Source organism: Proteus sp. MB838, assembly GCF_054767435.1.
This window is the reverse complement of the sequence record NZ_BAABMO010000036.1, coordinates 21,020-35,872: the sequence shown is the minus strand read 5'-3', so window position 1 is coordinate 35,872 and position 14,853 is coordinate 21,020. Positions and strand designations below refer to the sequence as shown.

Here is a 14,853-nt window from a genome sequence, read left to right as displayed (position 1 = left end):
CGATCATAGCGATCATCTTGATTACTATCATCCTCAATCCATAATAAACCGTGCTCATGTGCATAAGCTTCGATTTGTTCACGTGTAATATTAAGTAATGGTCGTAATAAATACCCTTGTTCAAAAGGCATTTTTGCAGGCATTGAAGACAACCCTGCCGGTCCACTACCGCGTTTAAGCGCTAATAGGAAAGTTTCCGCTTGATCATCTTGATGTTGTGCCGTCACTAAAACTTGATTAGGCTGTAAATATTGGCGATAAGCTTGATAGCGCGCTTCTCTGGCACCCTGCTCAATCCCCCCTTCTTTCCCATTGACTTGTACTCTTTCACTGATAAAACTGACCTGCCAGTTATGACAAAAATGTTCGCAATGCGTGAGCCAATCATCGGCTTTTGAATTCAATCCATGATGAACATAAATTGCCGTTAATTCTAAAGGAAGTTGATATTTATCACGTAAGCAAACCAACCCATGCAATAAAACGGTTGAATCAACTCCACCACTAAAACCCACTAAAATATGAGTATGAGAGCCAATTTGTCGTTTAATTTCGTTAATAAGAGGACAATTTTTCAGTTCCATAGCATTATCAGTTATCGAGGAATTCAATGGGTTATGTTAAGCCTTTCCATTGCATTTTGCACGAACACAACCTTTCGCCGCAACATAATAAAAAAGAAAGCAAAATATAACTTTTCACTTAAGCTGATAACGATACTAAGAAAATGCTGTCCTCATCGCTGTCATGGGTTTAATTATGCCGTAAAGCCACCATCAACGAGATAAGAAGCCCCTGTGACAAACGAGGCGGCATCACTTGCTAAAAAGGCAACAACATTAGCCACCTCTTCAGGTGTACCTAACCGACCAATAGGGTGTAAAGCGACGAGTTTTTGTTTGTCTAATTCACGCCCCTCTAATAAAGGAGTATCAATATAGCCTGGACAAACAGCATTAACACGAATACCTTGACTGGCATAATCAAGCGCTAACGTTTGTGTGAGTAATTTAATGCCCCCTTTAGAGGAGCAATAAGCAGGAAATGCATGCTGGCCGACAAAAGAGCAGATTGAACTACAGTTAACAATAGCGCCTGTGGTTTTAGTTTCTAACCAATGTTGAATAACCGCGCGGTTAATAAGAAATAGTCCATTAAGATTAACATCAAGCACTTTTTTCCATTGATCGTAATGTAATTTATCGGCAACGGTATCGGTTAAAACACCCGCATTAGCAAATAAAAAATCCACTTTGCCATAATGTTTTACTACATGCTTAACCAGTTGTTGATTATCTTGCTCATTGGCGGCATCCATTTGAACAAATTCTGCGGAAAACCCTTTATCTTGCAAATAGTTTTGTGCTTTTTCCCCACGACCTGAATGACTTCCAGTAATAACAACCGATGCCCCTAGTGATAAAAATTTCTCAGCGCTAGCTAAACCGATACCACTATTACCCCCGGTGATAATGCCTACTTTGTTGCTAAATGAAATCATAACTTTTCCTTCTTTGATTAACGATAAGCCTTATCAAATCATAGGTAGGGTTACGTATTTTTTAAGCAAAGATAAACATAAATCTTATATTTGAGATCGAGTTAACATATTGATATATAATTAAAAATGAAAGTATCACAAGCTATTACTATTAATAATAGAAATAGTTTTATAAAAGAAAAATTAGCTGGAGTGATAGTGGTGTGATAATAGCCTGATCCTATTCGCCATAAAAAAAACCCCATGCTATAGCATGGGGAGTGATCTTTTTAATAGCTAGCTAAGTACCCGCTCAATCAGCAATAGCCATATTCCATTAAGCGTTGATAACGGCGGTTAGTTAGCTCTTCTGTATCAAACTCATCTAACTGCGCTAAATCAGCTTTTAGCTGCGCTTTTAGTGATGCTGCCATTTCATCATAATGACGATGAGCACCACCTAAAGGTTCAGGGATCACCGTATCAATCAATTTTAATTCTTTTAAACGATTTGCCGTGATCCCCATAGCTTCAGCAGCTAATGGTGCTTTATCAGCACTCTTCCATAGAATAGAAGCACAACCTTCTGGCGAAATAACGGAATAGGTGCTGTACTGCAACATATTTACTTTATCACCCACACCAATCGCCAAAGCACCACCAGAGCCACCTTCGCCAATAACGGTACAAATAATTGGCACACCAAAGCGAGACATTTCTCTTAAATTACGAGCAATCGCTTCTGATTGTCCACGCTCTTCAGCGCCCACCCCCGGATAAGCTCCCGGAGTATCAATAAAAGTGATAATAGGTAATTTAAAACGTTGTGCCATTTCCATTAAACGCAACGCTTTGCGATAACCTTCAGGAGCCGGCATACCAAAATTACGACGAATTTTTTCTTTCGTTTCACGTCCTTTTTGATGACCAATGATCATCACCGGACGACCGTCTAAACGAGCAATACCACCGACAATCGCTTTATCATCAGCATAAGCGCGATCACCCGCTAACTCCTGAAAATCAGTAAAAACACGATTAATATAATCAAGGGTATAAGGTCTTAATGGATGACGAGCAAGTTGTGCCACTTGCCATGCACCAAGATCAGAGAAAATTTTTCGAGTAAGTTCTAAACTTTTTTCTCTTAAGCGTGCAACTTCTTCATCAATATTAATATCAATTTTTTCATCATGTTGGCTAACTGCGGTTAGCGAATCGATTTTCGCTTCTAACTCGGCAATTGGCTGTTCAAAATCCAGAAAATTAAGACTCATAACATTCCTATTCTAGTCAAATTCTAATTCCACCTGCTCATTACCCAGCAGAGTTCGCAGATCGGTCAAAAGCATATCAGTCGGCGTTACTCGCCATGTTGCACCAAAACGCAAACGTGCACAGGCATCATGCTTTTGAAAATAAAGATGAACCGGGATCGTGCCTGAACGATGAGGTTCTAAAACGCCGCGAAGACGATTTAATAATTGCTCATTAATTTGCCTGTCTGATAACGAGATAGCAAGCCCTCGAGCATATTTTTCACGCGCTTCGTTAATATCCATTAATTCGCGGACTGTCATTTTAAGCCCACCGTTGAAATCATCAAAGCTGACCTGCCCGGTAGCAATTAAAATCCGATCTTGTTCCAATAGATGTTGGTATTTATCTAATGCATCGGAAAATAACATAATTTCCAAACGACCAGAACGATCATCTAACGTACATATACCAATTCTATTTCCTCGTTTAGTGGTAAAGACTTTCGAAGCAAGGACTAATCCTGCCACTTTTACCATCTGACCTCGGGGGGTAGGTACTAAATCTTTTAGACGGGTTCCTGCCGCATATCGTTCAATTTCTTTTAGATAACGGGTGATGGGATGTCCCGTTAAATATAAACCGAGGGTTTCTCGCTCACCTTCTAAAACAACTTGATCTGGCCATTTAGGTACATTGGCATAAGAACGTTCCACTTGCTCTGGGGCTTCTGCCAATACACCAAACATATCGGATTGCCCAATGGCTTCCGCTTTTGCGTGTTGATCTGCCGCCTTTAAGGCATCTTCCAGCGAAGACATTAATGCTGCACGGTGAGGCCCTAATTTATCAAATGCGCCTGACATTATCAGTTTTTCCATCACTCGGCGATTCAATTTTTTGGTTTCTGTTCTCGCACAGAGATCAAAAATATCTTTAAAATGACCACCTTGTTGACGCGCTTCGACAATTGCCTCAATAGGGCCTTCTCCAACCCCTTTGATGGCCCCTATGCCATACACTATTTCGCCTTCATCATTAACATGGAAATGATAAAGCCCACTATTAATATCTGGAGGAAGGACTTTTAAACCCATTCGCCAACATTCATCCACCAGACCGACCACTTTTTCGGTATTATCCATATCGGCAGTCATGACTGCCGCCATAAACTCCGCAGGATAGTGAGCTTTTAACCAGAGCGTTTGATAAGAAACTAAGGCATAAGCCGCTGAGTGCGATTTGTTAAATCCATAACCGGCAAATTTCTCTACCAAGTCAAAGATTTTCATGGCTAATTCGCCATCAACACCATTTTTAATCGCCCCCGCTTCAAACACAGAGCGCTGTTTTGCCATCTCCTCAGGTTTTTTCTTACCCATCGCGCGTCGTAACATATCCGCGCCACCCAAGGTATAACCGGCAAGTACCTGTGCTATCTGCATCACTTGCTCTTGATACAAGATAACACCATAAGTTGGCTCTAATACAGGCTGTAAGCTCTCATGTTGCCATTTAACATCAGGGTAGGAAATCTCTTCAACACCGTGTTTTCGGTCGATAAAGTTATCCACCATCCCCGACTGTAAAGGCCCTGGGCGAAACAGTGCAACTAACGCAATCATATCTTCGAAGCAGTCTGGTCGCAGACGCTTTATCAGATCTTTCATACCACGGGATTCCAATTGGAATACCGCGGTGGTTTCAGAGCGTTGCAACATATCGAAGCTACGCTGATCGGTTAATGAAATGGCTGATATATCAACAGGCTCAAGTGATTTTTTAGCCCGTCGAGCATTAATCATTTCTAATGCCCAGTTGATTATCGTCAGCGTTCTTAACCCTAAGAAGTCAAATTTAACAAGACCGGCATATTCAACATCATTCTTATCAAATTGTGTAACCGGGTTATTCCCTTCCGGATCGCAATAAAGTGGCGCAAAGTCGGTAATTTTGGTTGGAGAAATAACGACACCACCGGCATGCTTACCTGCATTACGCGTTACCCCTTCTAATTTACGCGCCATATCAATAAGCGATTTCACTTCTTCATCAGCTTCGTAAATTTCAGGTAACTGAGGCTCGGCGGCAAAGGCTTTTTCTAACGTCATTCCCGGATCAGGGGGAACAAGCTTGGAAATTCTATCAACGAAGCCATAAGGGTGTCCTAAAACACGCCCAACATCTCGAATAACAGCTTTGGCCGCCATAGTACCAAAGGTAATGATCTGTGATACGGCATCACGACCATACATATCCGCAACGTGATCGATAACTCTATCGCGCTTCTCCATACAGAAGTCAACGTCAAAGTCAGGCATTGATACACGTTCTGGATTAAGAAAACGTTCAAACAGTAGATCAAACTCAAGAGGATCGAGATCTGTTATCTTAAGCGAATAAGCCACCAGTGAGCCAGCACCTGAACCACGTCCTGGCCCTACAGGAACGCCATTATCTTTAGACCATTGGATAAATTCCATCACTATCAAAAAGTAACCGGGGAATCCCATCTGGTTAATAACTTTGAGTTCAATCTCAAGGCGCTCATCGTATTCAGGACGTCGCTTTTCTCTCTCTTGCGGATCAGGAAATAAAAAGGCAAGGCGCTCTTCTAAGCCCTCTTTGGACTTTTTAATTAAGAAATCTTCTGTACTCATATCCCCAGTCGGGAATTGAGGAAGAAAGTATTCACCTAAACGAATGGTCACATTACAGCGTTTGGCTATTTCAACACTGTTTTCTAATGCTTCAGGAATATCAGCAAAAAGCTCACACATCTCTTCTTCTGTGCGCATATATTGCTGAGGACTGTAGTGCTTAGGACGTTTAGGATCGGATAATGTGAAACCATCATGAATAGCCACGCGAATTTCATGAGCATCAAAATCATCACTATCCAGAAAACGGACATCATTTGTCGCAACAACAGGAAGCCCTTTTTCTGATGCTAAGGCTACAGCTTCATGTAAGTAGCTCTCTTCATCCGGACGCCCGGTACGAATAAGCTCTAAATAATAGCTATCAGGAAAGTGCGTTTGATAATATTCAAGACATTGCTCAACTAAAGCTCGATTACCGCGTAGTAGGAATTTACCAACATCTCCCATTCTACCGCCAGAAAGCAACAAGAGACCTTCTTTATATGTTGTTAACCACTCTTGTTTGATAACCGGTCCGGCAGCACCATAACCATGTTTATAAGCTTCAGAAATCAATAGTGTTAGGTTTTGATATCCCACATTATCACGGGCGAGAATGGTTAAATGCGCGTATTCATCACCTAATAGTTCCGTTTCCAGATAGACATCTGCACCAACAATAGGTTTGATACCGGCACCATGAGCCGCACCATAAAATTTCACTAACCCACATAAGTTAGTGAAATCTGTAATTGCAAAAGCAGGCATACCCAGCGAAGCCACTTTCTTCACAAGAGGCCCTGTTTTTGCCAATCCATCGATCATTGAATAATCGCTGTGTACCCTTAGATGGATAAAACGAGGATCTGCCATATCTTATTAATTACTCTGTGGATTAGACTAAATTTAAAGCACGTTTTACAGGCGCAAAACTTTTACGATGATAAGGCGTTGCCCCTAATGAAGCCAGTTTTTCCATATGGAAGGCTGTTGGATAGCCTTTATGTTTGGCAAAGCCGTAATCAGGATAAAGTTTATCTAGCTGTTCCATTTCCCTATCACGGGTAACTTTAGCCAGTATTGACGCTGCGCTAATTTCTTGAACTAAACTATCACCTTTAATCACCGCTTGAGATGCCATTGGCAAGTTAGGACAACGGTTTCCGTCGACTAAGACCATATCAGGCGTTATGGATAATCCCGCGACAGCACGCTCCATGGCTTTCATCGTTGCCCAAAGAATATTCAGTTTATCTATCTCTTCAGGCTCAGCACGTCCAATAGCCCAACATAATGCTTTTTCTTTTATTTCATCGTAAAGCGCATTGCGTTTTTTCTCGGTCAATTTTTTCGAGTCCATTAATCCCTGAATAGGATTAGCTGGATCGAGGATCACCGCAGCAGTAACTACCGCACCCACCAATGGTCCGCGACCGACTTCATCGACGCCAGCAATTAGGTTTGCTTTAGGATAGACAAATTCCATTATTGACCTGCTAATTCTAAAACTGCATTCGCTGCTTGCTCATCAGCACGACAACGGATAGCTGAGTGTAATTGTAAAAATATCTCTTTTAAGTGTTGTGCTTTTTCCGCATCCGTTAATAGGGGGAGTAATTGTTCTGCCAGTGCTTCTGGTGTGCACTCTTCTTGCAGCAACTCTTTAATTATTTCCCGTCCCGCTAATAAATTGGGTAAAGAGACATAGGGCGTTTTAACTAATTTTTTTGCTAACCAAAAGGTAAATGGTTTCATACGATAACCCACTACCATCGGGCATTTCGTTAACATGCATTCTAAGGCGGCTGTACCAGATGCTAATAAAGTCGCATCACTGGCGGTCATCGCCTCTCTTGCTTGTCCATCTAAGAGTTGGATTTCAAGTTTTGGGGCAACACTTTGATGTATTTGTTCAAATTGTGCCCGTCGCTTCGCATTTACCAAAGGGACAACAATATGTAATGCGGGGATCTGTTGCTTTAATCGCTGCGCTGTTTTTATAAAGTCCGCACTGAGCATTTCCACTTCAGAATGCCGACTTCCTGGTAGCAGAGCTAAACAGATTGCCTCTTGATCAATACCTAGGTGTTCACGAGCCGCTTTTTTATCAGGGTGTAACGCAATTGCATCAGCCATTGTATGACCGATAAAGCGACAAGGAACCTGATATTTATCGTAAAACGCTTTTTCAAAAGGAAGGAAAGCTAAAACCAAATCCGTTGCTTTACCAATTTTAAAAACCCGTTTTTGACGCCAAGCCCATACTGATGGACTGACATAATGGATAGTTTTCAACCCTTTTTGTTTTAAGCGACCTTCAAGGGTGATATTAAAATCAGGAGCATCAATACCAACAAAAACATCTGGCTTAAGTTGTGTAAAGCGTTGAGTGAGATCTTTTCTGATCTTCAATAATCGTGGCAAACGTTCAAGTACTTCCACGATCCCCATCACCGCAAGCTCTTCCATTTCATACCAAGCTTCACAACCTTCTGCTTGCATCAAAGGACCTGCGACACCAACAAAACGAATATTGGGATGCATTTGTTTAAGAGCGCGGATTAATCCCGCGCCCAAGATATCACCGGACGTTTCACCAGCCACAAGGCCGATAACTAACGGACGCTGTTTTATAGATGATTGGCCTGACAAGGTCATATCCTAATTAGCGAATAATACCGCGGTTTGATTTTGCTGAATTTTCCAGAAAATCACTGAATATTTTTACATACTGATTATTATTGTCTGCGGCTAATTGAGCAATCTCTTCTCGCGCTTCTTCAAGCGTTTTACCATTACGATAAAGTATCTTGTAAGCGTTACGAATGGCATGCAGATCTTCTTTTGCAAAACCGCGACGTTTTAATCCTTCAATATTCAAACCATAAGGGGTGGCATGGTTTCCTTGTGCAATCACAAAAGGAGGAACATCTTGTGCTACACCGGAACAGCCGCCCACCATGACATGTGAACCAATCTGACAAAATTGGTGAACCGCACTCATACCACCGATTATCACATAATCACCTAAAGTGACATGTCCACCTAAAGTACCGTTATTTGCAATAATACAGCGATCGCCAATGATACAATCATGAGCAACATGGGTGTTGATCATCAATAAGTTATCATTGCCAATTTTAGTAATATTACCGCCCTGTGTCGTACCACGATGAATAGTGACACTTTCGCGGATAAGATTGCGATCACCAATAATGACTTGGGTCGGCTCACCACGATATTTCAGATCTTGGTTTACTTCACCGATAGAGGCAAATTGGTAAATCTGATTATCACGGCCAATGCGTGTATGGCCATTAATAACCACATGAGATTTGATATCTGTACCTTCACCAATCTCAACATGGCTACCAATAACGCAAAAAGGGCCAATGCGAACATTAGCACCAATTACCGCACCCTCTTCAATAATTGAAGAAGGGTGAATTACTGCGGATTTATCAATCATAAGCTAGACCTCACGGCGGCGAGCACACATCATCTCAGCTTCGCAGGCAATTTCTCCATCAACTTTAGCGACGCCTTTAAAGCGTGCAACGCCACGGCGTTCTTTAATGAATTCAACCTCAAGAACCATTTGGTCTCCAGGTAAGACAGGACGTTTAAAGCGAGCACCGTCAATAGCAGCAAAATAGTAAAGTTCACCGGGTTCCAGTTTTCCTACGCTTTTGAATGCTAAAATACCTGTTGCCTGCGCCATTGCTTCGAGGATCAGTACACCAGGGAAAATAGGTTTGCCCGGGAAGTGACCTTGAAAGAAAGGCTCATTAAAAGATACATTTTTTACTGCTCTTAGAAATTTCCCTTCTTCAAAATCAAGGACACGGTCAACCAATAAAAATGGGTAACGGTGTGGAAGTAAATCTAAAATTTCTTCGATTTGCAGAGTATGATTATCACTCATTGCAATACTCTTCCTGTCTAATAAAACTGAATCTAATTAAGAATGACACGACCTGCTGTGACTCAAAAAGGGAGTTAACGCGCAGGTCGCAAAATAGGTAACAACAACCGTCAAAGATGCTACTTGTTACTTATCGCTATTTTCTACTTGACGTTCTAGCGACTTTAGCCTTTTTTGCATTTCATCAATTCGCAGCACCAGTGCTGCGGTTTTACGCCATGCTTTATTCGGTTGTAACGGAATGCCAGAAGAATAAACCCCAGGTTCAGTGATAGGACGCATAACCATCCCCATTCCTGTTACCGTAACTTTATCACAAATTTCCATGTGACCATTGATAACACTTGCTCCACCAATCATACAGTAACGCCCAATCTTCAGGCTCCCCGCCATGATGACACCACCTGCCACAGCAGTATTGTCACCAATAATGACGTTATGTGCGATTTGGCACTGGTTATCAATGATAACACCATTACCGATAACTGTGTTATCTAATGCGCCTCTATCGATGGTAGTACATGCACCAATTTCGACACGGTCACCAATGATCACTGAGCCTAACTGAGGAATTTTAATCCAATTGCCACGCTCATTGGCATAACCAAAACCATCAGAACCAATGACAGTACCAGATTGTACTAAACAATCTTTACCAATAATAACTTCATGATAAATAGAGACATTTGCCCACAAACGGCTATTATCGCCGATATGTGCTTTTTTACCAATAAAACATCCTGCACCAATAACTACGTTATTACCTAACTCAACACCTGGCTCAATGACCGCATTTGCACCAATTGAGACGTTATTCCCTAATTTAGCATCAGCAGCAATAACAGCAGAAGGATGTATATCTTGTGCTGGCGCGGGCGTAGTATCCATAATCTGAGCCATTTGTGCATAAGCCAGATAAGGATTTTTCACCACCAGTGCAGCAACAGGACAAAAAGGCAGATCAGCCTCTGTTAATACCACCGCAGCGGCCTGACATTCACTTAGTTTTTCACGATAGCGACTATCGGAAAGAAAGGTAATTTGTTCACCATTTGCTAAGCCCATTGAAGCAAGACCGGCGATAGTGATATCACCATCGCCGTGTAACTGTGCATTCAATTGCTGAGCAAGATCAGCTAATCGAATTGAAAACATCTATTATTTAACCTGTTTTTGAACCTGAGCAGTAATATCTTTACCGTCTGCGAAATAAGGAACAGTGTTTGCATCTAAAATCACATCATAACCTTCTTTTTTCGCTACAGCATCAACAGCGTCTAATACACGTTTCATGATTTTATTACGCTCTTCTGCTTGACGACGGCTAAAATCTTGCTCAAAAGCTTGTGCTTTTTGTGCATAAGCTTCACGTTTAGCAACCAGATCTTTTTCTGTATTAGCACGTTGTGTCGCATTCATGGTTGGTGCATCTTTTTGGTATTTCTCAACCGCAGTTTGTAATGCTTTACCTAAATTTTGCAATTCGGTATCACGTGATTTAAATTCATTTTCCAATTGTTTCTCTACCGCATCACGGTTAGGCACTTTTTGGAGAACTTGACCGATGTTCACAACACCTACTTTATCTGCAGCTTGAGCGCCTGCTGACATCGTCAATGCCATTCCTAGGGCAGCGGCACATAACAATTTTTTCACGATAGACTCCTTAAAACCCAAAATAAATTTTTTGTCAGATATGAGATGTCTTTTCTCAATATATAGAAAAGACATCAACTTTACTTACATCGCTACCACGTTCTACCAATATTAAACTGGAATTGCTCAGATTTATCGCCTTCGTAATCTTTAATTGGCTTCGCATAAGAGAAGACTAACGGACCTAAAGGTGATAACCACTGTAAAGCCACACCGGTTGAAACACGTATATTACTTGCTTTACCAAAATCAGGCATACCAGCAGTCCAATTAGAATTAGTACTGTTCCAGTTGGTATCCCATACCGTACCCGCATCAACAAACATTGAAGTTCTGACTGATGAAGAGTATTTATCATCAATAAATGGCGTTGGTGTGATCAGTTCAAAGCTGGCGACTGCCATTGCATTACCACCGACCGCATCGCTAGATAAATAAGGTTTACCTTTCATCCCTTCTCTATTTAAATAGATAGCTTTAGGACCGATATTATTGGAACGGAAACCACGTACTGTACCAGAACCACCGGCATAGAAGTTTTCATAGAAGGGTAATTCTTTACCCCCTAAACCGTCACCGTAACCTAAACGACCTTTGAACAAGGTGACCCAAGACTCTTTTTCATTTAGAGGGTAATAAGCCATACCGTCCCAAGTTACTTTATAGTACTTGTTATCAGAGCCAGGTATGGTAATACGCCCACTTAAATTACTTCTTGCCCCAGAGGTTGGGAAGAAACCACGGTTTAAGTTATTAAATGTCCATCCAAGACTGACAGTATAGTCATCCGCATTAAAGGATTCTCGACCAGAATAATCATCACTTAGATTTTTACCCATACTTTCAAGATAACGCCACATCGCCACTTGAGGTTCCATCCGTGACAAGCCGTTATGCGTATAGCCTAAGCCGAGACGAGCCGAGTTATATTCATTGATAGGGAAACCTAAGGTGCCGTCTAACCCATAAGATTTATTGGTATAGCCGGATAAATCCGCATCATTAGCTCGGAAATCGTTATAGAAAATACGACCCCCTAAGCTGACACCATTTACAGTAAAGTAAGGATCTGTGACTGACAATTCAGCATACGTTGAGTAATCATTTTTACTGGCATTAATCGCAACAGCATTCCCCGTTCCTAACCAGTTATCCTGTGTTACCCCAACTTGGAAGCTGACACCACTTTCTGTACCGAAGCCGACACCAAAGTTAAGTGAACCCGTATTACGCTCTTTGACACGATAAACGATATCAACTTGATCAGGTGATCCCGGAATACGCTGTGTTTCCGTTTCGACTGTTTCAAAATAACCTAAACGGTTTAAACGCTCTTTACCTTGCTCAACTAAATCGCTACCTAACCAAGCCCCTTCCATCTGACGCATTTCACGACGTAAAACAGAGTCCTTGGTTATATCATTACCCGCAAAACGGATTTGACGCACATAGAAGCGATTCCCTGCATCAACGTTAACATGCAGTTTTACCGTTTTATTTTCATCATTGATTTCAGGATTTGTCATCACCCGTGGATAGGCGTATCCATAGCGACCTAACAGATTTTTAATTTCATTTTCTGTTTTGGTCACTTGAGCACCGTTATACAATGAGCCTGGTGCGATTTGGATCAGATCTTCAATCTCTTTGGTATAGCCTGCGGTATTACCATTGATTTCGGTACTTTCAACCGTGTATTTATCACCTTCTTTCAGGTTAATAGTAATATAAATACCTTTTTTATCAGGCGTTAAGCTAACGTTTGTGGATTCAATATCAAAACGTGCATAACCACGATCTAGATAAAAACTTCGTAATGTCTCTAAGTCACCAGCGAGTTTTTGTTTCTGATATTTTTCATCAGCCGCTAAGTTCCACCAAGGCACATCATCACGTAGTTGGAAGCGGTTAACTAATTCAGCAGTACTAAATGCTTTATTACCAACAATATTGATTTGTTGAATAGTAGCTGAAACACCTTCGGCAAATACCAGTTTTAAATCAACACGGTTACGAGGAAGAGGAGTCACAACAACTTTTACTGTGGCGTTATATTTACCAACACTATAGTAGAAATCTTCAAGACCTTTCTCAATATTAGCCAACATTGTTCGGTCAAGTGTTTCACCAATACGGATATTGGAAGCATCAAGATTTTGCTTAAGCATATCTTCTTTAATTGCTTTGTTACCTGAGAAAGTAATACTCGCAATTGTTGGACGCTCTTTAACTTGAACAATAAGTACATTTCCGTCACGCAGAACCCGAACATCATCGAAGTTTCCTGTCGCAAATAATGAACGGATAGTTCGACTAATATCATCATCGCTGACCGAATCTCCAACTCGGACAGGCATGTTCAGTAATGCTGCACCAACGGCGACGCGTTGAAGACCTTCAAATTGAATGTCCTGAACTACGAATCCGTCTGAACCGTATGCAGTGGCGCTGCCCAGCAGCAGCGACGCTATAAGCAACTTTTTCATCGCCATCGTTGTTTTGTGTTTTCCTAACCGGTCCCTGCTTATTTTATTATAAGCGAGAGAAATCATTGAAAAGTGCAAGTCCCATTAACAGCATCAGTGCCATAACACCGAAACGATAACAGACATCTTGTACACGCTCAGATACCGGCCCTCCCTTTATCTTCTCGATAACCAGGAAAAGCAGGTGCCCACCATCTAAGACAGGCAGGGGAAACAAATTAATGATCCCCAGATTGACACTGATAAGTGCGATAAACATCAAATAGTAAACAAAACCTGAATCCGCAGACATTCCAGCGCCTTTAGCGATAGAAACCGGTCCACTAAGGTTTGTTAACTTGACATCACCAACCACTAACTTGCCAATCATTTTGACAGTCAAACCCATTAACTGCCATGTTTTATCAGATGCTTCATATAACGCTGAAAATGGGTTGTATTGTTGCATTATCAAGTATTGCTCATCTGGCGGTAATACTTGTAGCTTCGCACCCACTTGCCCAACTTCGCTACCATCTTTCAGCGCTATTGCTGTAGGAGTAATATTTAACACCAAAGAAGCACCGTTACGTTCAACTAACAGTTCCAACGTTTTGTTGGGGCTTTGTCGAACAAAATAAGTAAATGGGTGCCAAGTATCAATTGGCTGACCATCGACTTTAACGATCCGATCCCCTGCTTGTAAACCTGCTTTTTCAGCCGCAGAGTCTGGTGTTACTTCTACAACTTTAGAGTCCAACCGTGCGCCAACAGGCATGATGCCTAGGGATACGATAGGATCTTGTCTTTCAGGATCAAAATTCCACTGTTGCAAATTCAGTATATTCTCACTCTCAGAAAGAGAGTTAGGCTGAGTTACAACGAAAGTCACCTCTTTTGCACCAATTTTACTCACTAATGCTAAACGAACAGCATTCTGATCAGGCGTTTCGATACCTGCAACGGATTTTAGTTCCATTCCCGGCGTTAATTTTGCTTGTTCTGCGATAGAGTCAGGGCGAATATCTGCAATTATTGGCTTTAATGCCGGCACCCCAATCATAAAAACAAGCCAATAAGCCACAATGGCTAATAAGAAATTTGCAATAGGTCCGGCGGCAACAATAGCGGCTCTTTGCCCGACGGTTTTATTGTTAAAAGCGAGATGACGACGCTCTGGTGCAACTTCGGGGACACGCTCATCCAACATTTTTACATAGCCACCTAAAGGTATCCATGCAACGACAAATTCGGTGCCATGTTTATCTGTTTTACGCCAAATCGCTTTACCAAAACCAATAGAAAAACGCTCAACATAAACGCCACAGCGTCTTGCTACCCAAAAATGTCCAAATTCATGTACCGTAATAAGAATACCTAAAACGATAATAAACGCGGCTAGATTCCACAGGATACCCATTGCTTACC

At 41.6% G+C, this 14,853-nt stretch carries 12 protein-coding genes; all 12 read right to left on the bottom strand.

Going from position 1 to position 14,853, the window contains the following annotated elements; all coding sequences use genetic code 11:
• A partial coding sequence (gene tilS / locus ACYUCW_RS14435) for a tRNA lysidine(34) synthetase TilS (protein WP_460408864.1) occupies window positions 1–584 on the bottom strand: 584 nt, incomplete at its 3' end.
• A gap of 173 nt (window positions 585–757) precedes the next feature.
• Window positions 758–1,501 carry an SDR family NAD(P)-dependent oxidoreductase gene (locus tag ACYUCW_RS14430; protein ID WP_004245455.1) on the bottom strand — a complete coding sequence of 248 codons (744 nt, stop codon included), beginning with the start codon at window positions 1,499–1,501 and terminating at the stop codon, window positions 758–760.
• A gap of 296 nt (window positions 1,502–1,797) precedes the next feature.
• On the bottom strand, window positions 1,798–2,757 hold the full coding sequence (gene accA, locus ACYUCW_RS14425; RefSeq protein WP_004245456.1) for an acetyl-CoA carboxylase carboxyl transferase subunit alpha: 960 nt from the start codon (window positions 2,755–2,757) through the stop codon (window positions 1,798–1,800).
• A 12-nt stretch (window positions 2,758–2,769) separates the two neighbouring features.
• Window positions 2,770–6,252 (bottom strand): DNA polymerase III subunit alpha, encoded by a 3,483-nt coding sequence (gene dnaE / locus ACYUCW_RS14420; RefSeq protein ID WP_004248711.1) that lies wholly within the window; start codon window positions 6,250–6,252, stop codon window positions 2,770–2,772.
• Between the two features lie 22 nt (window positions 6,253–6,274).
• Window positions 6,275–6,865, bottom strand: coding sequence for a ribonuclease HII (gene rnhB / locus ACYUCW_RS14415; RefSeq protein ID WP_004245458.1), 591 nt, complete (start codon window positions 6,863–6,865; stop codon window positions 6,275–6,277).
• Window positions 6,865–8,037, bottom strand: a complete 1,173-nt coding sequence (gene lpxB, locus ACYUCW_RS14410; protein WP_017628592.1) for a lipid-A-disaccharide synthase — start codon at window positions 8,035–8,037, stop codon at window positions 6,865–6,867. Before lpxB ends, rnhB begins: the two co-directional genes overlap by 1 nt.
• 7 nt (window positions 8,038–8,044) lie before the next feature.
• A complete protein-coding gene (lpxA, locus tag ACYUCW_RS14405; protein ID WP_004245460.1) occupies window positions 8,045–8,848 on the bottom strand; it encodes an acyl-ACP--UDP-N-acetylglucosamine O-acyltransferase in 804 nt (267 codons plus the stop codon).
• A 3-nt stretch (window positions 8,849–8,851) separates the two neighbouring features.
• Window positions 8,852–9,304: a 3-hydroxyacyl-ACP dehydratase FabZ gene (gene fabZ / locus ACYUCW_RS14400; protein WP_004245462.1), complete on the bottom strand. Its 453-nt coding sequence runs from the start codon at window positions 9,302–9,304 to the stop codon at window positions 8,852–8,854.
• A gap of 126 nt (window positions 9,305–9,430) precedes the next feature.
• A complete protein-coding gene (gene lpxD / locus ACYUCW_RS14395; RefSeq protein WP_460408862.1) occupies window positions 9,431–10,459 on the bottom strand; it encodes a UDP-3-O-(3-hydroxymyristoyl)glucosamine N-acyltransferase in 1,029 nt (342 codons plus the stop codon).
• A 3-nt stretch (window positions 10,460–10,462) separates the two neighbouring features.
• Entirely contained in the window at window positions 10,463–10,960 is a 498-nt protein-coding gene (locus ACYUCW_RS14390) for an OmpH family outer membrane protein (protein ID WP_004248713.1), read from the bottom strand.
• A gap of 92 nt (window positions 10,961–11,052) precedes the next feature.
• Window positions 11,053–13,452, bottom strand: coding sequence for an outer membrane protein assembly factor BamA (bamA, locus tag ACYUCW_RS14385; RefSeq protein ID WP_049203513.1), 2,400 nt, complete (start codon window positions 13,450–13,452; stop codon window positions 11,053–11,055).
• A gap of 40 nt (window positions 13,453–13,492) precedes the next feature.
• On the bottom strand, window positions 13,493–14,845 hold the full coding sequence (rseP, locus tag ACYUCW_RS14380; protein WP_460408860.1) for a sigma E protease regulator RseP: 1,353 nt from the start codon (window positions 14,843–14,845) through the stop codon (window positions 13,493–13,495).
• Window positions 14,846–14,853: the final 8 nt, after the last annotated feature.

Bases quoted from the DNA above. Each gene is read 5' to 3' on its own strand.
- ACYUCW_RS14430 (WP_004245455.1), bottom strand. From the start codon at position 1,501: ATGATTTCATTTAGCAACAAAGTAGGCATTATCACCGGGGGTAATAGT.
- accA (WP_004245456.1), bottom strand. From the start codon at position 2,757: ATGAGTCTTAATTTTCTGGATTTTGAACAGCCAATTGCCGAGTTAGAA.
- dnaE (WP_004248711.1), bottom strand. From the start codon at position 6,252: ATGGCAGATCCTCGTTTTATCCATCTAAGGGTACACAGCGATTATTCA.
- rnhB (WP_004245458.1), bottom strand. From the start codon at position 6,865: ATGGAATTTGTCTATCCTAAAGCAAACCTAATTGCTGGCGTCGATGAA.
- lpxB (WP_017628592.1), bottom strand. From the start codon at position 8,037: ATGACCTTGTCAGGCCAATCATCTATAAAACAGCGTCCGTTAGTTATC.
- lpxA (WP_004245460.1), bottom strand. From the start codon at position 8,848: ATGATTGATAAATCCGCAGTAATTCACCCTTCTTCAATTATTGAAGAG.
- fabZ (WP_004245462.1), bottom strand. From the start codon at position 9,304: ATGAGTGATAATCATACTCTGCAAATCGAAGAAATTTTAGATTTACTT.
- lpxD (WP_460408862.1), bottom strand. From the start codon at position 10,459: ATGTTTTCAATTCGATTAGCTGATCTTGCTCAGCAATTGAATGCACAG.
- bamA (WP_049203513.1), bottom strand. From the start codon at position 13,452: ATGGCGATGAAAAAGTTGCTTATAGCGTCGCTGCTGCTGGGCAGCGCC.
- rseP (WP_460408860.1), bottom strand. From the start codon at position 14,845: ATGGGTATCCTGTGGAATCTAGCCGCGTTTATTATCGTTTTAGGTATT.